This is a genomic window from Phytohabitans rumicis, assembly GCF_011764445.1.
Classification (GTDB): Bacteria; Actinomycetota; Actinomycetes; order Mycobacteriales; family Micromonosporaceae; genus Phytohabitans; species Phytohabitans rumicis.
The window spans coordinates 6,506,209-6,528,513 of record NZ_BLPG01000001.1; the positions used below are offsets into that span (position 1 = coordinate 6,506,209).

General features: G+C 73.3%; 13 protein-coding genes. 2 read left to right on the forward strand and 11 right to left on the reverse strand.

Annotated elements, in window-relative coordinates; genetic code table 11:
• The first annotated feature begins 26 nt into the window (after window positions 1-26).
• On the forward strand, window positions 27-956 hold the full coding sequence (locus Prum_RS29695; protein ID WP_246278173.1) for an alpha/beta fold hydrolase: 930 nt from the start codon (window positions 27-29) through the stop codon (window positions 954-956).
• Here the strand turns inward: Prum_RS29695 and fxsT are convergent.
• From fxsT to Prum_RS52085, 7 genes are all read right to left on the reverse strand, one after another.
• Complete coding sequence (fxsT, locus tag Prum_RS29700) at window positions 898-4,779, reverse strand: FxSxx-COOH system tetratricopeptide repeat protein (protein ID WP_173079478.1); 3,882 nt, start codon at window positions 4,777-4,779, stop codon at window positions 898-900. The two genes, Prum_RS29695 and fxsT, sit on opposite strands and share 59 nt — an antisense overlap.
• Complete coding sequence (locus Prum_RS29705) at window positions 4,772-5,998, reverse strand: TIR-like protein FxsC (protein ID WP_173079479.1); 1,227 nt, start codon at window positions 5,996-5,998, stop codon at window positions 4,772-4,774. The genes fxsT and Prum_RS29705 overlap by 8 nt, the downstream gene beginning before the upstream one ends.
• A complete protein-coding gene (locus Prum_RS29710; protein WP_173079480.1) occupies window positions 5,995-6,654 on the reverse strand; it encodes a TIR-like protein FxsC in 660 nt (219 codons plus the stop codon). Before Prum_RS29710 ends, Prum_RS29705 begins: the two co-directional genes overlap by 4 nt.
• 80 nt (window positions 6,655-6,734) lie before the next feature.
• Window positions 6,735-7,532, reverse strand: a complete 798-nt coding sequence (locus tag Prum_RS29715; protein ID WP_173079481.1) for an AAC(3) family N-acetyltransferase — start codon at window positions 7,530-7,532, stop codon at window positions 6,735-6,737.
• Window positions 7,519-9,147, reverse strand: coding sequence for an aKG-HExxH-type peptide beta-hydroxylase (locus Prum_RS52075; RefSeq protein ID WP_246278174.1), 1,629 nt, complete (start codon window positions 9,145-9,147; stop codon window positions 7,519-7,521). The genes Prum_RS29715 and Prum_RS52075 overlap by 14 nt, the downstream gene beginning before the upstream one ends.
• The gene (locus Prum_RS52080) at window positions 9,072-9,842 is read right to left on the reverse strand and encodes a radical SAM protein (RefSeq protein ID WP_246278175.1); all 771 of its coding nucleotides are present in this window, start codon (window positions 9,840-9,842) and stop codon (window positions 9,072-9,074) included. Before Prum_RS52080 ends, Prum_RS52075 begins: the two co-directional genes overlap by 76 nt.
• Before the next feature lie 8 nt (window positions 9,843-9,850).
• Window positions 9,851-10,036 carry a hypothetical protein gene (locus Prum_RS52085; RefSeq protein ID WP_173079482.1) on the reverse strand — a complete coding sequence of 62 codons (186 nt, stop codon included), beginning with the start codon at window positions 10,034-10,036 and terminating at the stop codon, window positions 9,851-9,853.
• A 212-nt stretch (window positions 10,037-10,248) separates the two neighbouring features.
• Here Prum_RS52085 and Prum_RS29730 point away from each other — a divergent pair, with 212 nt between their 5' ends.
• A complete protein-coding gene (locus Prum_RS29730) occupies window positions 10,249-13,677 on the forward strand; it encodes an ATP-binding cassette domain-containing protein (RefSeq protein ID WP_173079483.1) in 3,429 nt (1,142 codons plus the stop codon).
• 197 nt (window positions 13,678-13,874) lie between these two features.
• On the opposite strand, the gene Prum_RS29735 is transcribed toward Prum_RS29730, so the two are convergent.
• The 4 genes from Prum_RS29735 to Prum_RS29750 are packed head-to-tail and all read right to left on the reverse strand — an operon-like array spanning window position 13,875 to window position 22,157.
• Window positions 13,875-14,216, reverse strand: coding sequence for a hypothetical protein (locus Prum_RS29735; protein WP_173079484.1), 342 nt, complete (start codon window positions 14,214-14,216; stop codon window positions 13,875-13,877).
• Window positions 14,213-18,151 carry a DUF6519 domain-containing protein gene (locus tag Prum_RS29740; protein WP_173079485.1) on the reverse strand — a complete coding sequence of 1,313 codons (3,939 nt, stop codon included), beginning with the start codon at window positions 18,149-18,151 and terminating at the stop codon, window positions 14,213-14,215. Before Prum_RS29740 ends, Prum_RS29735 begins: the two co-directional genes overlap by 4 nt.
• 11 nt (window positions 18,152-18,162) lie before the next feature.
• Entirely contained in the window at window positions 18,163-20,022 is a 1,860-nt protein-coding gene (locus tag Prum_RS29745; protein WP_173079486.1) for a hypothetical protein, read from the reverse strand.
• The gene (locus Prum_RS29750; protein ID WP_173079487.1) at window positions 20,019-22,157 is read right to left on the reverse strand and encodes a baseplate J/gp47 family protein; all 2,139 of its coding nucleotides are present in this window, start codon (window positions 22,155-22,157) and stop codon (window positions 20,019-20,021) included. The genes Prum_RS29745 and Prum_RS29750 overlap by 4 nt, the downstream gene beginning before the upstream one ends.
• Window positions 22,158-22,305 lie beyond the last annotated feature (148 nt).

The following is a 22,305-nucleotide window of genomic DNA, read 5'->3' on the forward strand; positions in this document are numbered from 1 at the left end:
ACGTCCGGACCCCCGACGGGAAACGCTTGGCCGTCGAGGTCACGGGCGCCCCCGACGGCTCGCCGGTCTTTCTTCTGCACGGTACGCCCGGCAGCCGCTCCGGCATCAAGCCGCGCGGCATCCTGCTCTACCGCCAGGGCGTGCGGCTGATCTGTTACGACCGCCCCGGCTACGGCCGCTCGGAGCGGCGTGAGGGCCGGCGCGTGGTCGACGCGGCCGCCGACGTCGAGGCGATCGCCGACGCGCTGGAGATCGACCGGTTCGCCGTGGTGGGTCGCTCCGGTGGTGGGCCGCACGCGTTGGCCGTCGCGGCGATGCTGCCGCAGCGGGTCACCCGGGCGGCCGTCCTGGTCAGCATCGCCCCCGCGGACGCCGCCGGCCTGGACTGGTACCGCGGCATGAGTGCGTCCAATGTGGACGAATACCAGGCGGCGGACACCGACCGGGGTTCGCTGATGGCGAGCCTCACCAGCCAGGCCGACCGCATGCGGCGCGACCCCGAGAGCCTGGTCGCCTTCCTGGACAAGGAGTTGAGCGACCCCGACCGCCGGGTAATCGGCAACGTGGCGATGCGCCGCAAAATCACCGACAGCTACGCCGAGGCGGTGCGCTACGGCGCCGAGGGGTGGATCGACGACGCGCTCGCCTTCCGGCGCAATTGGGGCTTCGAGCCGTCCTCGATCCGGGTGCCGGTACGCCTGTGGCACGGCGCCGACGACCAGTTCTCGCCGGTCTCGCACACCCATTGGCTGGCCGCGCAGATTCGCGGCGCCGAGATCGAGGTGGCACAGGGCGCCGGGCACTTCGCGGCGGTGGAGATCCTGCCGCGCATGCTGACCTGGCTGACCGAGACGGGCGTGGTGGCGGCCGACAAGCCGGCCGCCACCGTGCAGCCGATCAGAACGGGTGCGGGTCGAGCACCCGGTACACCAGTTGTCCTTCGCGCAGCTCGTTGACGATGGGGTGGTCGGTGCCCAGCGCCTTGCTGATCCGCTCCAGCGCCCGCGCGTAGGCACCCGCCGCACCCGGCTCGCCGATCCGGCGTACGAAGATCGCTAGGTGGGCCTCGCCGCTCACCGTGTCCGGGTGGTCCGGGCCGAGCGCGACCGCCATCCGGGCCGCCACGCTCTTGAGCAGGTCGCGGGCCTTTTCCGTCTCACCCACCTCGAAGAAGCAGATGGCCTGGTTCATCGCGGTCGCCAGCGTGTACGGGTGCTCGTGGCCGAACGCCTTCGCCAGCCCCTCGGTCGACTGGGTCGCCAGGTCGCGGGCCTGCGTGTGGTCCTGCGCCGCCCGCGCGGCGGCGGACAGGTTGTTCAGGCACACCAGCGTGTGCGGGTGCGCCGGGCCCAGGCTCCCCTGGTACGCGGTGGCCACCGCACGCATCTCGCGGACGGCGCGGTCGGTGTCGCCGATGACGATCAGCGTGGCCGCCCGGCTCAGCCGGCAGGCCAGCGTGTCCGGGTTGGCGGAACCGAACCGCACCTCCAGCCGCTCGTACGCCTCGTCCAGCAGCCGGGCCGCCTGGCCGCCGCGCCCGATGCTGCGCAGCGAGACCGCCAGGTTGGCCTGCGCGTTGAGCGTCTCCAGCGCGTCCGGGCCGAACGTGGGATCGTCCCGGAACGAGTTGTACACCTCGCGCAGCATCGCCACCGACCGCTCGTACTCGCCGGCCTCGCGCAGGTCGCGGGCCAGCTGGGAGGCCGAGTGCAGGGTGTCGGACGCGGTCGGGCCGAGGATCGCCCGGCGGCGCTCGTAGATGTCGGTGTCCCGCTCCCGGGCGGCTCGGAAGTCGCCCACCAGGCGGTACGTGGTGGCGAGGTTGTTCGCCGCGTAGAGGGTGCGCCGGTAGTCCTCGCCGAAGACCCGGGACCAGCTCGCGTACGTCTCCTTGTCCATCTCCAGGGCCTCGGCGAACCGGCCCAGGCCGCGCAGGTTGCTGGCGAGGCTGCCGGCGGTCATCAGCGTGTGCGGGTGCTCCGGGCCGAAGAGCTCCAGCTGCTTGGCGTGCACGTCCTCGTCGATCCGGCGGGCCTCGTCGAACTTCGCCTGGGACCACAGGTGGTTGGCGACGTTGAAGCGCAGGTGCAGCAGCTGCCGGTACAGCGACTCGCCGCGCGGGGTCTCCCGGGCGAACTCGGGGTCGTGGTCCAGTAGCTCGGTCCACTGTGCCTCGATCGACTGGCCGAACTCCACGCCTTGCTGGAGGTCGCCGACCCGCCAGAGGAAGCGCACCCGGTCGATGATCAGCTGCCGGACCAGCTCGTCCTGGCAGGCGACCGCCAGCGACACGGTCAGGTGCGGCCACAGCAGGCGCAGCCGCGGCCAGTTGTCCGGGTTGTCGACCTCGCCGCTCGGCCGGGACCGGGCCAGCACCAGGTGCACCTGGTGCCGGGCCGCCTCCAGCTCGTCCGCCGTCATCCGCTTGCGCACCGCGGCCTGGATCAGCCGGTGCACGTTGATCTGGCCGGCGTGCGTGTCGAGCTTGAGCAGGGCCAGGCGGTTGATCTGCTGGACCATGTAGGCCAGCATCTGGCGTTCCGACACCGAGGCGTCGTACGGCGAGATCGCCGCCGCCATCTCGTCGCTGTAGAGCAGGTCCAGCGCGATCTCGGACGACAGCACCGAGCAGAGTTGCAGCAGCCGGTACGCGCCCGGCGACTGGTCGGCCAGCCGGTCGAGCGACAGGTCCCAGGTCACGTTCCAGGCGGCCTGCACCGACTGCTGCCCCGGCACGCCCGGCTCCAGTTGCGCCAGGTAGTCGGCCACGGGCGTGCCGGTCTCGGCGAGCCAGGCGCCCGCGTTCGCGACCGCGATCGGCAGGTCGCCGAGCGCCTCGGCGACCTGTGCGGCCTCGCCGTCGGCGATGGTGGGGAGCCGGTTGCGCAGGTGGGCGACGCTCTCGTGGCGTTGGAACACGTCGATCGGGATCGACGTCGTGCGGTTCGCCCACTCGTCGTTGCGGGACGTGATCAGTACGTGGCCGTTGCCCTGCGGCCGGTACTCGTCCACGGCCTCGATGTCCTCGGCGTTGTCGAAGACGACCAGCCACCGCTCTTTGCGCTTGAGCGCCTCCAGCGTGGCGATGGCGGTGGCGGCCGCGGTGGCGGCCGGCACGACGCCCATCAGCGTGCCGAGCTCGGTCAGCTGGGCGTCGATGAACTGCGGCTGCTCGGCCTGGACCCACCACACGATGTCGTACGCGGGCTTGAACCGGTGGACGTACTCCATCGCCACCTGGGTCTTGCCGACGCCGCCCATGCCGCGCAGCGTGACCGGCAGGACCACCGCGGTTCGGCCCGCCTTCAGCTGGGTACGCAGCTCGCGCAGCTCCTCCTCGCGACCGGTGAACCGGGCGTTGCGGACCGGCGCGTTGGAGACCTGAGGCTCGTCGCGGGGATAGCGGACCCCGCCGGGCAGGGCGTCGGCGGCCAGCGCGCCGGATCGCCCGAGGAGCCGCAGGATGCGGGCGGCGGCGGTGCGCTCGTCGCAGCCCACGAGGCTGGTGGACGCCTCGGGCGGGAACTCCGCGGACGGGCGCACGTCCGCGACGTACACGGCGATCGGGGAGCGCGCGCCGGCGCGGTCACGCGGTGGGAAGTGGCCGTGCCGGGACGACGACACGATGCTCAGCGTGCGGGACGGCTCCGTGTCGGACTCGGCGTCCTGCTGGTCGACGACCCGGACGCCGGCCGAGGAGAGCACCCACTCCATCCACTCCGCCCAGACCTGGTCGGTCGGCTGGTACCGCAGGACGATCTCCTCGTCGACCTGCTCCGGCGGCCGCCGGGTGAAGCGGGCGACCTCGCGCAGCCGGGTCGTCTCGTCCATCGGAGGCAGCGAGGTGACCTCGCCCTCGGTGATGTACGTGGCCAGCCGCTCGTACGCCGACAGCAGCAGCCGCGGCGAGCTGGGGTCGTCGCCGAAGGTCGCCAGCATCTCCTCGTACGCGTAGTACGTCTGGTACGGCACCTCGACCGCGGCCCAGTACTTGCGCCGGTCCTCGTCGGTCATGTCCGCGGGCAGGCTGGTGAACTGGCTCCGCGCGACCAGCCGGCCGGCGTTCGCCTTGTCGTTTTCGGCCTGGTCGACGCGCATCGGCACGGGCAGCACCCGGATCCGCCGGCGGCGGCTGTTGCGCGGGCTGTACTTGGTCTGCACCGTGCGCGCCACCTCGGCCGCGCCGTCGATGCCCTGGTCGCTGAGGGTGAAGCAGTCGACCAGCGTGTCCGGCAGGTGGATCGTGCAGATGTCCGCGACGTCGCTGAGCCCGGTCCGGCTGTCGATCAGCGTGTAGTCGTAGTTGCGCTTCATGTCGGCGCGCAGTGCGTCGAAGAACTGCCCGCCCTGCAGCCGATCGTAGAAGTTGTCCCAGTCCAGGCCGCTGACCGAGACCGCGTAGTCCTGGTTTTGCAGGCCGGAGGGGAGGAAGTCCAGCGTGCCGCTGCCGGGAAAGTTCCAGTTCAGCGAGAACGCGTGCTGCCGGACCCGGGCGAACTCCTCGTGCCACCGCTCGGGGCGGTCCGGGTTGCGCCGGGTCTCGTCCTCGTACGTGCGGATCAACTCGATGATGCCGGTCGAGCCGCGGACCGTTTCGGCGTCCAGGAACGGCTTGAAGAAGCGGTGCAGGCCGGGCGATTCCAGGTCCCAGTCCGCGACGAGCACCCGTTTGCCGTTGGCGGCCAGGATCCACGCGACGTTGGCCAGCGCCATGGTCCGGCCGGTGCCACCCTTGTACGAGTAGAACGTGATGATCTGGCCGCCGGATGTGTCAGTCATGGCTCTGCTTCCCGGAGTCGAGGGGAGTCGATGCGTCGGAGCCGCGCAGGCTGGGCCGCCCGGCGTGCGCGCCCGATGGGGGATAGACCGGAGCGTTTCTCAGGTACTGCCGGCGGGCCTCGGTGACCAGGCTCGGCATGATGTCGACGAACTCCCTGACCTGGGCCACCCGTTTGGCGCGCGGCACGCCGGCAGCCACGAGCATAGTCATCACCTCGTCGGCCAGCCGGCCGCCGCGCTCGGCGTACTGCGGGTCGTCGTTGTCGGCGATCACCAGCGGAACCACCCATTCGGGGAGGTCCTTTGTGGCCGCCCGCAGCGCCTGCAGGCCGCCGCTGCCGGCCGCCACCCAGGGGTCGATCAGCAGCACGGCCGGCGACCGGGCGAAGAGCTCGGTGCCGTCCTCGTACGGCGCGATGCGCACCCGCAGGCCGAGCCGCTCAGCGGTGCTCGCGGCGTACTCGGCGACCGGAAGCGCCTGCCGGTCGGTGAACGGCCGCCACTGCGTGCTCCCGGCGCCGTAGCTGTCCGCGGTGCGGGACGGCGGCAGGTCGGTGTCGGTCGGCGCGGTCACCGCCACCACGAACGCGGTCTCCGGCTCGGTGGTCTCCGCCGGCGGCTCGGTGCCGAGCTGGGCCAGCGTGGACGGCCCGGCCGAGCCGCCCGGCGGGCGCTCCACCAGCTCGACGATCCGCTTCGCCAGCCGGTCCAGCAGCGCGTCGTACCGCTTCTTGTAGGCGCCCAGCATGCACAGCGCCCGCATGCCGTTCTCGGCGTACTCGGGAATGTCGGCGGCCAGGTCGACCGCCCGCCGGGTTTCCGGCGTCTGGTCCCAGGACGGCAGCGGGATCCACAGCACCGGTACGACGTACCGGGTGGGGCCCGCGGAGTCCGGCTCGGCCGGCGGCTCCAGATAGGACTCCTGCTCCCACTTCGGCCAGGACCGGTTGAAGTAGGCCGGGGAGTAGAGCGGCACGAAGACCCGGGCGGTGCGGAGCACGTCGACGAGGACGGCCTTCCAGTCCGAGCCGAGCGGCACCTGCTGGTCGTAGAACCCGATCTCCATCCCGGGCAGCGGCCGGGCGTGCCGATTCACCCGTGCCGACAGGGCGTCGAAGAACTCACTCACCCACGGGTCCGCGTCGCTTCCGGTATCCGCGGAGATGGGCGCCGGGTGCGCATAGCTGAGGAAGAAGTACGTTCCACTGGCCTGGGTCATGCCACCTCCTCCTTTTCCGTGAAGACGTTGCGGAGGCTGTCAGTGCCGCTGGGGACCAGGTGTGTGACCCGGTGCGTGCGGTAGACCTCGACGATCCGTTGCGCGAGCCGCCACACGACCGCGGAGTACGCGTCGCTCTTCAGGGCGAGCAGGCCGTACAGGCCCTCCTGCTGGTAGTCCGCCGCGTAGTCGGGGTTGGGCAGCCGGATCGGGGCGAAGTGCTGGATCTCCCGCACCACGGCCGGCAGCACGTCGTACTCCGTCTGGATCCACGAGACCGGCAGGATGCCGGACTCCCAGGCCGGGCCCCCGTCGTCGCGGCGGACGATCTCGCGGCGGGAGAAGGCGTCCCATTCCATCGCGCACCATGGGCTGCGCACCAGCCCGGGGGAGACCAGCGGCACGAAGACCTGGCACGTGCCGGCGGCGTGCAGCAGCTCCCTGGTCCAGCGCTGGCCGCCGGTCATGGTCCGGTCCATGAAGCCCGGATCTTCGCCGGCCCGCAGCCCGAGCAGGCCGCTGACGTGCTCGGACAGCTCGTCGAAGAACTCCATCACCCGCAGGTTCCGTTCCCGGTTCTGTTTCAGGGACCGCGTGGCGGCCTGCGCGTAGCTCAAAAAGAACACCGGCGCGTGCGAGCGCTCGCCGGTTGCCACAGTGTCGCTCTCCCTGCCGTCCGGGTGCATCGGAAGCCATCATGCTAGGTACTCCTCGCCAGTGCCCATAACCAGGATGGCTACGGCTTACGCCGTGCCGTCAACCATTCGACGGCGAAATCCACGGCGCCACGCATGTCGATCAAGCGGGACGACGCGTTGCCGACCTGCCCCCGCCGTACGTACGAGGTGTCGTCCAGATCCGCTCCGAGCTGCTCAAAGTCGCTGTCGTCCAGCTCAGGAGCGCGGAATTCCTTGCGGGTCCGGGCCCCGCCCTCCTCCACATAGCACCGGTACGTCCGCAGCGCGGGCGGCGGCGACAGGCGGTACTCCGCGAGGTGCAGCGCGGTGCAGGCCGCATAGCCCACGCCGAGCAGCAGGATCGACGCGTCCGCGGCGTACAGCGGGCCGAGTGGCGAGCGTTCGCCCAGGTGGCAGGCGAGATCGTGGACGGCGACGAGGTCGCGCGCACCCGGCCCCAGCGCCGTGAACGACGTCAGTGGATGGCTGCTGCGTACCGCTTCCGGGTGATTTCGGACGTGCTCGGCCAGCGCGCCCATCCCGTGCGTGGTGGCCGACGGCGAGAACTGCGGCAGCATCCGCTCCATCGCCTCGACCTCTGGCGGGGTGAGGTGCTTGGCGGCCTCCCGGAAGCTGGGGGAGGTGGTGGAGGCGCCGGTGGTGTGCGTCGGCACCACGAGCGTGGCGGCCCGCCCGATCACGTCCGTGATGGCGCCGGCCAGGGCGGCCGGCTCGCCGCCGACGCCCCGCATGGAGCAGTGCACCAGCACGTCCCGTCCGGGCCGCAGGCCGAGCGCGACCAGGTCGGCCGCCAATTTGGTACGACTGGTGCCCGCCGCCCGCTCAATCGTCGTCATCACGCCAGGTCTCCATCGTCTGGCGCATCCGGCCGACGAACCGTTCACCGTCCGGGGTGAGCGCCCGGGTCCGCAGGATCGCGTCGACCGTCCCGGAGACCCAGTCGCGGTAGCGGCGGAAGTGCGCGCGCGCCGCGCCGGCGTCCGGACCGCCGGCCCGGCCGCGGGCCCGCCAGACGTCGGCGACGCCGAGATGCGCGTACGCGCCCTGCAACGCCGCCTCGACCGGCCGTCGCTTGTCGCGCCGCCACGGCACGTCGAGCAACCCGTGGTATGCGCCGTCGACCAGGTCGCAGACGTCGAGGACGGCACCGAGCTTGACGTGCTGGATCTCGTGGACGAGCAGGAGGGCGAGCGCGTCCGCGTCCGGCCCTGCGACTGAGCCAGCTGGCTCGCTGCGCTCGCTTCGGCCCCGGCTGCCGGCAGACTCCGGGCCTGTCGCTCCGCGCCAGGCTCCGGACTCCGCCGGCCCCAGGGCCAAGGCGACGGCGCCGAACGCGTTCCGGTTGGTGGCGCTGCGCTGCTGGCCGTCGTCGCTCGCGCGCAGCGGGAGCAGGGCGCGGAGCGCGCCGCGTACGCCCGCCGCCTGCCCCGGGGCGTCGCGCCGGATGCCCAGCCAGGCGGCGTTCACCGCGCGCTGCCAGGACTCGGCCTCGGCGGGCGCGAGCCGGCCGGCGACCGGCCACTCGTGGCAGTCGCGGTACGGGTCGGTGTCCTCGATCGGGACGCTCCGGCCGGCGAGGTCGAGCCGGCGGATCGGCCACCAGTCCGCTTTCTCGGCGCGCAGCTCGAACGATCCATCCGATATGGACAGTGTGGTGGTGCCCGTTTTGGCCAGCGTGAACGCGCCCAGGGTGGGCAGGTGCACCATGCCGTCCCGGACCGGGATCTCCAGGTCGGCGCTCATCCCGGCCCGGATCGCGGCCGCGGCGGCTACCCCGGCCAGGTGGGCCCGGTCGGCCGGCTCGGCGCCCTCCAGGTAGCGCACCGCCCAGGCCCGCACGTACGGGTGGGCCAGCACCGCCGCCACCGCCTCGGGTGCCTCCGTGTCGACGCGTTCGAGCAGCTCCCAGGCCGCGGAGCCGGACGCGGTCTCGCCCACCATCGACAGCAGCACCCGGGTGATGGGCACCTGGGCCGCCACGAGGTGCTCGACCGTGTCGGCCTCGCCGTATCCGGAGCCGATGTCGTCCAGGATGCGATCCGACATGGGGTGCCTGGTCATCCCGTCCATCCGTGCGATGAGCGACTTGAGATCGGCGCAGTAGACCGAGGGGTTGTCGAAGCCGCTGCCGGTGCGGTAGCGGTGCGCGAAGAGGCCGCCGCCGCAGCGGTGCACGACCGGGCAGGCCCGGCAGGTCTCGCAGACGCCGGCCAGCCCGGACTGCCGGATCGCGATGCCCGGGTGCGCGGCCACCTCGTCCACGCTGTGCGAGAAGACGTCGAACCCGGTGCCGGGCGCGCCGTCGTACGCGGTCTTCAACGAGTCGGCCTGCTCCCAGGCGCCGTCGGTCTCGATGACCACCAGGTCGGCGGGGTCTAGGCCGACCGCCTCGGTGCCGCTGGGCCCACCGACCACTGTGGACGCCAGCGAGTCGAAGAGCCGGATCGGCACCGGCCGGCCGTCGGCGGTCCACCGGTCGTGGATCCGCCCCAGCCAGGAGGCGTACGGCGTAGGGTCCCCGCCGGTCGGGGAGGCGGGCTGTCCCAGGTGGCGTGCGGCAGCAGGAAGTCGATGCGGGGCGGCTGCTGCGCAACCAGCGCCTCGTACACCCGGACCGGGTCGTTGTCGACGTCGACGGTGCAGAGGATGCCCGCGTACGCGGAGCGGTATTCGGTCCGGCGCAGCAGCGCCAGCGCGCGCAGGACCCGGTCGTGGCTGCTGGCCCCGGTGGCGAAGAGGCGGTGCCGATCGTTGGCGGCGCGGTCGCCGTCCAGCGAGATGCCCACCCGTACCCGGTGCCGGACCAGGACGTCGCAGATCGCGGGGGTGAGCAGCACGCCGTTGGACTGCATCCGCAGGTCGAGCCGCGCCACCGGCGCGATCGTGGCGGCCAGCTCGGTGAGGACGGCGTCGAGGCGCGCCCGGCCCAGCAGCAGCGGCTCGCCGCCGTGCAGGATGACCTGGACCCGCCCGAGCCGGTGATCGGCGGCGTGCTCGGCGATCCGCTTGCCGGCGGCCCGGACCGTCTCCACGGCCATGGCACGCGGCCGGGTGCGCCAGCTCTGGTCGGCGTGCTCGTATACGTAACAGTGGTCGCAGGCCAGGTCACACCGGCTGTGCACCTTGAGTACGTAGTGGCGCAGCAAAGGCTCTGTCAGATCGCGGACTGGAACGGGGTGGCCTCGACCGTCACCAGGTCGGGGGCGGCGCGCAGCACCCGGCGCCGTACGACGTTGACCAGGTCCACATTGTCGCGGGAGATCCGGCTCAGGGGTGTGTGCCGGACGGCCTCGAGCGGGTCCGCGTCGGTGCTCGGTCGGCTCGGTGCGGCACGATCCATGACGGTGTCCCCTCGCTGTTTGGCGATGCAGGCGGCGCCTGCTGTCTAGCGATGCAGGCGGCGCCTGCGTAGGCAGCCCTAACTCCCCACGGTAAGAATAGAGAATACTCGACGTGATGTCACCGGATCCCGTTGTGGGGGCCCGGTAATTGCGTTGAGTAATCCCGGGGTGGCGGTGCAGGCTGAAGGCCGAGACTCCGGGGGAACTTCCAATGCGCCTGCTTCGCGACCTCTGGGCCACGTCGCCGCGCCGTACCGCGCTCGTGGCCGGGCTCATCGTGCTCGGCGGCGGCGGTCAAGCGGCCGCGGCGGGACTGGCCGGTCCGGTGCTGGTGCACCGTTCGACGACGCTGTTCTTCCTGCTCGCCGCGGCGCTGGTGGCCACCGTCCTCAGCGACCTCGTGGTGGGCCTGCTGGCCGCTGGCCTGACCGCGGACTGGGCCGCTGACGTGCGCCGCCGGCTGTGCCGGGTCGCCTTCGGACAGGAGCTACCCGCGCTGGAGACCACCCCGGTGGGTGAGCTGCTGGACCGGATCGACGGCGACGTGTACCAGGTCGCCGCCGAGTTGCGCGGCAGCGGCGTACGCATCGCGCAGTCTTTGGCCTTGGGCGTGCTATCCATCGGCATCGCGCTGGCGGTCTGGTGGCCGGCCGGCGCCGGCATGCTGGCGCTGACCCTGCTGCTGGCGGTCACGCTGAGCAAGCCGACCCGGGCGATCTCCACCGCCCGGATGGCCGAGGAGGAGGCATGGTCGGACCTGGCCGCCGTGATGGAGGAGTCCATCCACGGGCAGGACGACGTGCGCAGCAGCCTCGCCCGGCCGTACGTCCTGCGCCTGTACGCCCGGCGGGCCAGCCAGGTGCTGGGCCGCGGGCGCCGGGTGTGGCGGATGTCCGGGAAGGTCACCGCGACCGCGTCCGGCGTGATGCGGGCCGGCATCGCGGCGGTCGTCGTCGCCGGTGCCTGGGCCATGGCCACCGACCGCATCGACGGCGCCCGGCTCACCGCCATCTGGCTGCTCGTCCTCGGCTTCGGCGGCACCGTCGAGCAGGTCAGCCGCATGGTGCCGGAGCTGCAGTACGCCCTGGGCGCCTGGGGCCGCGTGCAGTTGCTGCGCTCGGCGCGGCAGGAGCCGTCCGGCGGCGCGACCCCGCGCGAGGGCGACCTCGCCGTCCGCGACCTCACCTTCGGGTACGGGCGTGAGAGGAGACCCGCGTTGCGCGGCGTCGACTTGATGTTCGTGCGCGGGCGGTCGTACGCGCTGATCGGCCGGACCGGCTCGGGCAAGTCGACCCTGGCCAAGGTGCTGACCCGGGCGGTGGACGTGCCGCGCGGCACGGTGTTCCTCGGCGAGACCGACCTGCTCGACCTGGACGTCGAGGGCCTGCGCCGGTGGATCGCCGTGGTGCCGCAGCGCACCGAGATCCTGGCCGGCACGCTCGCGGAGAACGTCGCGCTCTTCGACCCGGACCTGCTGGAGCAGGCCGAACGCGCGCTGCGTGAGCTGGGCCTGTCGTCCTGGGTGGCCGACCTGCCGGACGGACTACAGACCAGGCTCGGCGAGGGCGGCTACGTGCTGTCCGCCGGGCAGGAGCAGCTCGTCGCGTTCGCCCGGATCCTGGTCCGCGACCCGCACGTGGTGATCCTCGACGAGGCCACCGCGCGGATGGACCCGGTCACCGAGGCCCGCGTGCAGCGCGCCACCGAGCGGCTGCTGCGCGACCGGATCGGCATCGTCATCGCGCACCGGTTGTCCTCCGTACGCCGCTGCGACGAGGTCGTGGTGCTGGCCGACGGCGAGGTGATCGAGGCCGGGCCGCTGCGCGAGTCGCAGCGATTCGCGCGGCTGCTGGCCACCGGCACCACGGCCGGACGGGTGGACGGCGATCGCGCGCTGACGCTCGCGGCTCCGGCCATGCTCAGCGTCCCGCCGAAGACCGACCCGCCGCCGCTGCCCCCGGCGGCCGAGGCCCGCACCATGCGGGAGATCTTCCGGTTAGCCACCAACGACCCCCGGTACGGGCTGGGCGCGGTCGCGCTCTTCGTGGTCATGGTGCTGCTCGGCCTGGATGGGGCGCTGCTGCCGTGGCTGTGGGCCGACCTTGTGGACGGCTCGGGCGGGCTGCTCTGGCCCACGGTCGGGATCGCCGTCGGACTGCTGGCCGCGCTGCCGCTGCCGTACTACACGCACAAGTGGTTCCCGGAGTGGTGGGTCCGGCAGATGCTGCGGATCAGCCTGCGCCTGGTGCACGGCCAGACCGGCCGGCGCCGGGTCAGCGCGCACACGCCGGCCGAGGTGGTCGCCCAGGGCGGCGACACCGAGCGGGTCGTGATGCTCGCCGACAACCTGATCGACCAGTTCATCTGCGCCATCTTCCTGGTGGCGATGACGGCGGTGTCCGGGTCGATCGTGCCGGGGCTGTTCTTCGCCGGCACGATGGTGCTCTCCGGGCTGACGGCCACGCTGTTCGGGCCGAAGCTGGAGCGCGCCGCGCGCAAGACGGTCGCGGCGCGGGCCGCGTTCGCCACCGCGCTGGTGTCGTCGCTGTCGGCGGCCCGGACGGTGAAGCTGGCCGGCGCGACCCGGTCGGTCCTGGCGCACCTGGCCCGGCTCGACACGGTCCGCAGCGACCTGCAGCGCCGGGAGATCTCGGTGCAGGTGTGGGCCCGGTCCACGCCGTCCATGCTCAGCGGCCTGCTGCCGGTCAGCGTGTGGGCGCTGTACCTGTTCGGCGGGCTCACGCCGGGCGCCGCGCTCGTCGCGGTGGCCGCGCTGAACGCCGCCCGCTGGTTCGCCTGGACCACGGCCTCGCTGGTCTCGCACCTGCCCTCGGCCCGGGTCTGGACCCGGCGCACGGTCGCCATGTCCGGCGTCGCCGCGTACTCGGCGCCGGTGCCCGGCGTCGACATCTCCGCGGGCACCGCGCCCGCGCCGGCGACGGCGCCACGCCACCCGCTCAGCCAGCTCGACCTCAACGGCTTCAGCGCCGTCCACGAGGACGGGACGCTCGGCGTACGGGACGTCGACCTGACCGTCCGGCGCGGGCAACTCGTGCTGGTGGTCGGGCCGGTCGGCTCGGGCAAGTCGTCGCTGCTGCGCGCGCTGGCCGGCATCGTCCACCACACCGGCGCGCTGCGCTGGAACGGCCAGGCGGTGACCGAGCCGGACGTGTTCCTGCGGCCCAACCAGGTCGGGTACGTCGCGCAGCTGCCCCGGGTGCTGTCCGGGACCGTCGCCGACAACATCCGGCTGGGGCACGAGGTCGACGCGGCCAGCGCGGTGTCCACCGCACAGCTCGAGCACGACCTGGCCGGCGCCGGTGGCGGGCTCGGGCTGCTGATCGGGCACAAGGGCACCCGGCTGTCCGGCGGCCAGCTCCAGCGGCTCGCGCTGGCCCGGGCCCTGGCACCGCGTACCGAGCTGCTGATCGCCGACGACGTGTCGTCCGCGCTCGACGTCACCACCGAGCTGGAACTGTGGCAGGCGCTGCGCGCGCACGGCGTGACCGTGGTCGGGTCGACGTCGAAACGCGCGGCGCTGACCCAGGCCGACCGCGTGGTCGTCCTACTCGGCGGCGCGGCGGTGGCCCAGGGCACCTGGCATGAGCTGGAGTCCTCCTGGGGCCACCTGGCCGGCTAACCGCGCGCCGCGCCGATCAAGGATTCTTGCGTCGATCAAGGGCGAAAGGTCGTGGTTGGATCTCTTTTCCGCGGCCGTTTGCCCTTGATCGGCGGGGAAGTCCTTGATCGACGTACGGCCGTCAGGGCGCCGGCCGTGGCCGCCGGCCGCGGCGAGTGGCGCCGGGTCGGTCACGGTCGGCGGGGTCGGATGGTCGGCTACGTGTCGTCGGCGGGTGGGCGGCGGGTGCGTTTCGCGGGCGGCGGGGCGCTGCGCACCTGGGCTTCGAGGCGGTCCAGGCGTTCGGTGAGGGCGGCGAGCGCATCGTCGCGCCGGGCCAGGTCGGCCTGGGCGGTGCTCAGCGCCGCCTCCGCCCGGTTGAGGCTGCGCCGCAGCTCGGCGGCGCCGGACGGCGGGGACACGCTGAAGAACCGGACCATCCCGTCCTCCTCGCACAGGGTCACCTCCTGGCCCGGGTCCGGCGCCCGGAACATGCGGGCGGCGGTCCCGAGGCCGGTCAGGCCCAGCTTCGGGTCGAACCGGGCACGGTGGACGATCACGCCCCGCTCGCGCAGCTTCGCCGCCACGTCGGCGGCGGGCTGACCGACCAAAGTGGACGGCGGGACACGCGGCCCGCCCGGCGGCGGGACCGACGGGGCGAGCGAGCGGACCGCGGACATCGCCGCGCCGGTGGTGACCGTGGCCCGGCCGCGCAGGTCGTCGAGGAAGCCCATGACGTCCTGCCCTGCGCCCAGTCCACGAGGTCGAGCAGCGAGCCGAGCGGCAGCAGGTCGTCGGCGTCGTCGTCGGGGTCCGCCGAGTACTTGCCGAAGTGCTCCGGCAGTACCAGGCAGCCCAGCCACTCCACGGCGCGGGCGATGAGCGGCTGCAGCGGTACGAGGGACAGCCAGTAGCCGACCGTGGGGAAGCTCTTGACGTACTTGCGGCCGGAGAAGTTGCACACCTTGTACACCTGGTTGGCGCGGATGCTCACGCAGCCCAGCCACAGTTTCTCCGCGCCGGTCGGCTGCGGCGCCCGTACCAGGAAGTGGTCGAACAGGCAGTCCTTGACGTACTGCAGGAAGCCGCCGGTCAGGTCGGCGAACGCGTTGAGCATGGCCGTCCGGTACGCGACAAGCTCCGCGGATGGGAAGACGAATGTCGGTGACAACAGCTCCGCGTCCACGATCGTCAGGGTGTCGCTGACCTGGTTCAGCACGACCGCGCGGCCGCCGGTGGTGACCGCGACCGCGGTCGGCTGGACCTGCGTGGGCAGCCCCCAGGTGGGTACGAAGGCGTCGGCGCTCGGGTCGACCATGCGGACGATGTTGTTGGCCGACTCGGTCACGAGCAGTTGAGTACCGGCGCCGGCCAGCCCGATGCCGGTGTTGGTCACTTCGATCGGGTCCGGCGTCAGCGCGGCGCCGTTGCTGAGCGCGAAGCCGACGATCGCCTTGTCCGCACCGGGCTTCACGACGGCGTACACGGCTGCCGTGCGGCCGGCGCGGGCGAAGGACAGCCCGTCGGTGCCGGACGCGGGCAGGTCGACCGTCCAGCGCACCTGCCGCCCGGGCAGGTTGATCTGGAGCAGCTTCGCGTACGTCGTGGCGTCCGTCTCCGGTACCCGGCCGGCGAGCACGGCGCGGCCGGAGGTGTCGATCGTCATCGGTCCGGTGGGCGCGAACTCCGGGGTCAGCGGCACCTCGGGCACGTTGTTGGGGTCGATCTGATCCGGGTTGATGCCCCGTAGCCCGGCGCTGCGCCACTGGAAGCTCGTGGTCGTCCCGCCGTTCTTGTCCGGCGTCTGGATCTGCACCTTCTTCAGGGCCACGGCGTACACGTTGGCATTGTCGGCAGCGGTGGTGGCCAGCGACACCAGCTTGATCCCGCAGATCGTGACCGGCGGGGCCCAGCCGACGCCGGTCGGGCGGATGCTGCCGGAGCGGAAGATGGTGTTGTCCTCCGTACGGCTGGCGATCGCCACGAAGATGCGCCGCCCGTCCGGCGAGATCGCCACGTCGAGCACCGCACCGGTACCGGTGTCCGCGTTGGCGGACAGCTTCGGCCCGCCGGTCCGCTGGGCGCCGGCCACCGGGTCGATCTCGGCGACGAGCACCTGCCGGTTCAGGTCGTACCGGTTGATGAAGGGCTTCGGGCCCACCGGGTTCACCCCGGCCCCGAACGTCCACGCCTGGTCGCCGGACGGGTGCAGCCGCAGCCGGTTGTGTCCGCCCCGGCCGAAGATGGTGTCCATCCCCAGGTCCTCCAGCGGGTACACGGGGACCGGCCGGGCGTTCTCGAACATGGCGCAGAAGGTCTCGCTGCGCAGCAGCGCCCGCAGGCCGGTGTAGAACCCGCGGATGATGACGTCTTCCCGCTCGGAGATGAAGACCTGGTGCCCGGTCTTCGGGTTGACCGCCTGATTGCTCAGGTTGACCAGCGCGGCGCGGCGCTCCTGCGCCGGGCCGGCCGGGCGGTCGGGGTCGTCGGCCAGTTCGCGGCGCAGGAAGTCGCTGACCGGGCCGATGCAGTCGGCCCAGAAGTCCGCCCACAGCGTGCCGGCGAGCAATGACGCGTCCTCCTCCGGGACCGGGGCGCGCTTCTCCGCGACGATGGCCGTGCCGCCCTGGCTGTCGAGGCCGAGGCGCAGGCACAGCTCGCCGTCCCCGTCCTCGTCGAGGACCTCGATGCCGCGGTCCCGCAGCCGCTGGATCTCGGTGGCCACGTCGACCTCGATCCCCGGGGCGTCGAGCAGCCGGTCCTCGCCCTCCGCGTCGATGGCGTACCCCGGCTCCACCGTGACGATGTGCCGCGGGTCGCCCGCCGGGTTGGGGCCGCACCGCAGCGCCAGGCCGTTGACGATGCCCCAGCCGTGCAGGTGTCTGTTGTGGAACCTCAGGTCCCGCTCCTGGCACAGCCGGTCCAGCGCCTCCTGCACGGTCCCGGTGTCCACCAGCGCGCACTGGCTGTTGTCGTACGCGACGTCCGCGGCGGTCAGCTCGGTCAAAGCGGGGAACGGCGTGCGCCAGTCGGTGACGGTGAGCGTGCCGCCCGCGGAGACGACCAGGGCGAGCCGGGCGTGCCAGTGCCGGATCCCGTGCGGGCGTACGGCGAGCGGGCGGCCGGCGGAGTCCCGCGGCCATTCCACATTGGCGGTTCCGGTGCGAGCCGGTATCAGCCAGTGGTCCCCGGCGCGGTAGGAGCCGCCGCTCGGGAAGCGCACCTGGACGCCGTCTTCCAGCTCGATGTCGGTGTCCCGGGTCAGCGGCACCGGGCCCGGCGAGTCCCACCGGCGTACCCGCGGGCGCACCGGGAACGCGGCCAGGTCGAGCGGGCCGGTCGCGGTGCTCTCCCGCACGGTCAGCAGCGTGCCCTCCACTTTGGTCAGTTGGACCAGCGTGCCGGTGGCGCCGCGCAGCTGATGGGTGTCGTCGGTCAGCTCGATCCAGCCGTCCGCGGCGAAACCGAGCGCCCGGTCCGGCGCGGCGCTGCCCAGCGTCAGCTCGGCGCCGTTGCGCTGGGTCCAGGACGCCGTCACCGACGCGTTCTCCCGGCTCCACAGCAGGCTCGTGGCGGACACGATCTGCACCCGGTAGAGCTGGTTCTCCAGGCCCTGGAAGCCGGCGGTCTCCGGGAGCACGCACGGCGTCGTGGCCGGGTCCTCGGCCTCGGCGAACGCCGCCATCCGGCCGTCCGGCGCGGCGGTCAGGACCGTCCACTCCGGGATATCGGCAGCTGGGTCGAGCGGGTCGGGCGCCGCCGCCAGCGCGGCGAGCCGGACCTGAGCCACTATCTGGGTACGCGTCGCCGTGTCCGGCCCGCCGAGCGCCACCTCGCGGATGGACGGCTGTTCGAGCGCGGTGACCGGCCGTTCCCAGGCGTCCAGGTAGGCCAGGTATGCCCCGTCGGGCAGGTCGAGCACGCGCGGCGCGGCGCTGTTCGCCTGCTCAGTCAGCTCAGGTCGGGGCAGGTCCGGCTGGGTGGTGTACGTCCGCACCCGGCGCAGCCGTACCGTGCCGGCGAGCGCCCCCGCGTCGATGTCGTCGGCGAAACCCAGCCGGCTGTCGGCCACGTCCACGGTGGACAGCCGGGCCAGTGCGGGGGCGCCGGTGCCGCGCAGCTCCACCCAGTCGTGCACGGCCAACTCCCGGCCGTCCAGCACCAGCGACTCGACGCGTACGCCGCTGTCGGTCAGGTCGCGGGTCGCGGTGCTGCCCGACTCGGTCTCGCAGAGCACGCCGGCGACGTACATCCGGCCGGCGCCGATGGTGAGGTCGGTGCCGTCGGCCGTCGCCTGGAGCCGGAAGCCGCCGCTCTGCTTCGGCGCCCCGGTCGGGCCGATCACGTCCCGCGCGGTGGTCCGGCCGTGGTACGCGGCGATGTCCACCTGCTCGTTCCAGTCCGCGTCGAGCTGGACCCGGCCCTGCTGCATCCGCACGCCGCTGAAGTGGCGGGTGGGGTCGAAGGTCACGCGGGTGATGTCACCACCGGTCATCGGGATCGCTCCTAGGTCACGCGGACGGTGCCGGCGGTCAGGCCAGCGGGCAGGTACTCGTCGAGGGCGGTGCGCAGGTTCGCCATGCGCTGTGGCTGGCGCAGGTGCCGGAAGGCCCCCATCTCGGCGCCGTCGGCGGCACCGGTCGACAGTGGACCGTCGTCGGCCAGCTGGGCGAAGCCGGGGTCGCCGTACCGCTTCGAGGTGAACGACGGTGGGGGTTCGCTCACGCAGCGGTGCCGCCGTGGCGTCAGCGACCCCGGTGGGACGAAGCTGAACCGCAGGCAACCGGCCTGGCGGCGGGCGACGCCGAGCGGCTCGGTGAAGAGGCAGTCGGAGGCGGACAGCGTCCGTGCCGCGGTCGCGCCGAGCACGGTGACCGAGTCCAGGTCGACGTCGGCGTCCGCGGCGTCCAGGTCGCCGTCGACGACGCTGCCGGCGATCCGGACGTCCGCGGTGCCCGTGACGGCCACCCCGGCGGTGATGGACCGCTCGACGGTCACCCGCAGGTTGTCGGTGGCGGGCGTGGCGGCGCTGAGGGTGCCGCGGACGGTGCTGTGCCGTACGGCGAGGGCCCGCGCGCCGGAGGCGGTCAGGTCACCTTCGATCAGCAGCCCGCTGACCGCCAGGTCGCCGGTGACCGTGAGCGACCCGCGCAGGTGCGGGTACGCGTCGTCGGCGACGAGGTGCAGCCGGCTGCCGGCCGGTACGGCGACCGTCACGTCCTCGCGGTAGCTCGCGCTGTCCACGAACTCGATGACGCCGACGGTGCCGGCGGGCTGGGCGTTCCAGTCGAGCACGGCCGCGCCGATGGTGGCGTGCGTGCCCCCGGCCCCCACGGTCGTGGTCCAGGTGGCGTCGGCCGGTCCGCCGCCCTTCTCGTACGGCCCGGCGCCCACCCGACCGCTGAAGCCGTACGCGTAGCCGACCTGGACCAGGTCGGGGACGACGCCGGTGGGTAGAGCGATCCGGCCGAGCACCGGGTCGACGGCGGCGCGGATGCCCGGTGCGGTGGGGCGCCGCCAGGTGCTCAGGTCGCAGATGGACAGAGCCGTCGGGGTCACCTCGGTGCCGTCCAGGACGAGCCGCAGCACCGGGTCGACGCCGAACCAGACCGGGTCGCCGGTACCGTCGCGCAGCGCGTTCAGCTCGTCGTGCAGCGGGCGGCGGCGCAGCGCCACCGGGACGTCGCGTTCCCGCGCGAGGTGGGTGATCTCGCCTTCCCGGCGGCCCGGGTTGAACAGCGGCGCGTCCAGCCCGAGCGGGTTGACGTGGTACCGCCCGTCGGGCGGGTCGGTCAGCGGCCGGGCGGTGCCGCCCACCACCGGAAACGCGGCGAGCCGCCAGAGGAACACCCGGATCGTGCGGATGCCGTACCCGGTGGCGCGGGCCTCGGCGGTGTGCGCGGAAGGCTCGAACGGGCTCTCCACAGTGGAGGTGCCGCGCACGGTGGCCCAGGCGCGCGCCGCCGGCCGTACGTGGTTGAGCTGCTGGGTGGTGGCCAGCCGCTCGAAGAGCTCCACCGCGCGGGCCGGCCAGCCGGTGACGTCCAGCGCGAGCTGCTCGACGACCGCCGCGGTGCCCTTGCGCCGCCGGTACGCCATCGTGTTGGCCACGTAGCCGCGCGGGCCGGCGATGCCGGGTACGGCGTTCAGCGGGCGGACGCCGAGCAACTCGCCGAGGGCCATCGCGGTGGCCTCGTCGCACGTCTCGATGAACCAGCCGTCGTACAGCCCCGCGATGTCCTCGGCGAGCTGCTCGGCGGGGGCCTGGAGGACGTCCAGCAGGGCGCGCAGCGGCGGCGCGTCCGGGTCGACGGCGGCGTCCCGGACCCGGTGTACGGCCGGCAGCAGGTCGTAGAGGTGGGTCATAGTGACTCCTGCACGGTGATGTCCAGCCGGTCCGGGTCGACGGTGTGCAGTTCGGCGCCGCCGCCCCCGGTCTCGGCCACCGGGGTGAGGGTGAGCGCGGCGACGCCGAGCACGCCGGCCACGCCCTGGATCGCCGCCTCCACCTCGGCGGCGGTCAGCGGCTGGCCGAAGTCGCGCCGGTCGATGGCGAACGCCTCGCGCAGCACCGCCTCGACGGCGGACCGCACGGGTGCGGCGACCACGCCGGGCGCCGCGACGACGAGCGCGCCGACGCCCACCCGTACCGGCGTGTACGAGTACACCCGGACCCGCTGGAACGGGTCGCCGGCCGCGGTGAGCGAGGCGGCCAGCGCGGCCCGGGTGGTCTCGTCGACGGCGAGCCCGCCGGTGCCGGCCACGGACAGCCGGACGACCGGGACCTCCCCCTCGTACGCCCACGCCGCCTGCGCCTTGGCGATGCCGGCGAACGACCGGGCCGCCTCCGCGTAGTCCACAAGGGACACCACCCGGTCGAGCGTCAACGCCGTGCGCGGCGCGCCCCGCCGGGTGTCGTCGACCGGCTCCGGGTCGGCGGCCAGGTCGGTGGGGAGCGGGTTGGTCACCGAGCGGACGCCGAGCGGGCGGGTCAGCAGCAGCGTGATCCGGCCCGCGCCGACCATGCCGGGCAGGCCCACGCCCACCCGGTACGTCGCGGTGACGTTGTCGGTGCCCGACGGCAACCGGGCACCCGTCCGCCCGTCGCCGAAGCGCACCCGGACCCGGCCGTCCGGGTCGGCGCCGACGACGTACACCTGGTCGCGCGGGCCGGCGCCGAACAGGGTCGGCACCTCCCGCCAGCGCACCCCGTTCACGACGACGGTGAGCGTGCTGACCGCGCCGCCCGGCTCGGTCGAGCGCACGTACGCCAGCGGCGCCCGGCCGGTGCGCGGATCCGGCGCGATGGAGAGCACGAACGACTGCAGCGGGGTGCTCGCGTCGCCGCTGCCGAGCACCTGATGCCGGGTCTCGCCGTGGCTGGCCGCGACCACATTGGACAGCAGCCGGAACGACCCGCGGTCGTACGCGTGCACCAGCGGTGCGGCGAGGGTGACGGTGCCGGCATCGACCGGCTCGGCGACGGCCGCGGGCTCGGCGATCGGCGGGTCGCTGGCGGGCGCGGGCACCGGGCGGAGCTGCGCGTCGGTGCCGATGACCGTGCCGGCAGCACCGTCCACCGTCTGCACCGGCCACTCCCGGCTGCCGTCGGCGCCGGGCGGTGCGCCCGGCCCGGTGACCCGCAGCACCTCGCCGGGGGCCAGCGGCCGGCCGCCCGGCAGCAGTTCGAGGGCGAACGCGTCGTCGGCGACGGCGAGGTGGGCCGCCCGGCCGGTGGCGACGAGTTGGCGGCCGGCGGGCAGCGCGGTGACCGCGCCGGCGAGGACGATCGTGCGGCCCTCGACCGGCGCGGTGACCGGCCGGGCGGCGAGCGTCAGGCGTTCGCTGCCCACCAGCACCAGGGTCTTGCGCACGTGCACGAAGGTCGCGCCGAGGTCGTCGTCGGTCAGCTCAAGGCGGGTCACCTTGCCGGTGAGCGTGAAGTCGGCCCGGCCGGTCGTGCCGGCGGACCGGATCCGGTACAGCTCGTCCGCACCGGGTCCACTGAGGACCGCCCAGCCGCCCGCGGTCGCGGCCGGGTAGACGTTGTCCAGGTCGACGCTGCCGGATTGCTCGGGAGCCGGAACGACGAACCCGGGCCACTCGGTGTCGCAGGCTGTTCCCTCGTACGCCTCGCGTACCTTCTCCGGCATGCTGCGCCAGTCCGGCGCGTTGTGGCCGAACACCGCGGCCCGCTGCCGCAGGGCGTACACCCGCGGGTCGCCGGGGACCGGCTCGGTCCAGGTGACCCGGGTGGGCCCGCCGCCGGGCAGCGGCGCGACGGTGTCCACGAAGCGCAGCGCCCAGCCGTCGCCGGCCCCGGTCTCCTCGCGTTCCTCGTCGACGAAGAGCAGCGCGTCGCCGGTGCGCAGGTCGGTGACGACGCCGGGCAGGAAGAGCTCGGTGCGGCCGGCCACTGCGTCGTCCACTGTGACCGCCGGGATCGCGTTCCACTCCGGACGCGCCTCGATGCTCGCCCCGGTCTCGTACGTCTGCGGCACCTCCCCGGGCCGGGCAGGCTCTGTACCTTCAGACCGGCGTCCAGCACCACCGAGACGGGCGCGCCGACGCCGTCCTCCAGCGTGAACGCGAGCAGGCAGCCGGCGGACAGCCCGGGGGAGGGGCGATAGCCCACCATGTCGGCGAGCT

Coding starts and splice junctions, on each gene's coding strand:
- fxsT (WP_173079478.1), bottom strand. CDS start 4,779: ATGACTGACACATCCGGCGGCCAGATCATCACGTTCTACTCGTACAAG.
- Prum_RS29705 (WP_173079479.1), bottom strand. CDS start 5,998: ATGACCCAGGCCAGTGGAACGTACTTCTTCCTCAGCTATGCGCACCCG.
- Prum_RS29715 (WP_173079481.1), bottom strand. CDS start 7,532: ATGACGACGATTGAGCGGGCGGCGGGCACCAGTCGTACCAAATTGGCG.
- Prum_RS52085 (WP_173079482.1), bottom strand. CDS start 10,036: ATGGATCGTGCCGCACCGAGCCGACCGAGCACCGACGCGGACCCGCTC.
- Prum_RS29730 (WP_173079483.1), top strand. CDS start 10,249: ATGCGCCTGCTTCGCGACCTCTGGGCCACGTCGCCGCGCCGTACCGCG.
- Prum_RS29740 (WP_173079485.1), bottom strand. CDS start 18,151: ATGACCGGTGGTGACATCACCCGCGTGACCTTCGACCCCACCCGCCAC.
- Prum_RS29745 (WP_173079486.1), bottom strand. CDS start 20,022: ATGACCCACCTCTACGACCTGCTGCCGGCCGTACACCGGGTCCGGGAC.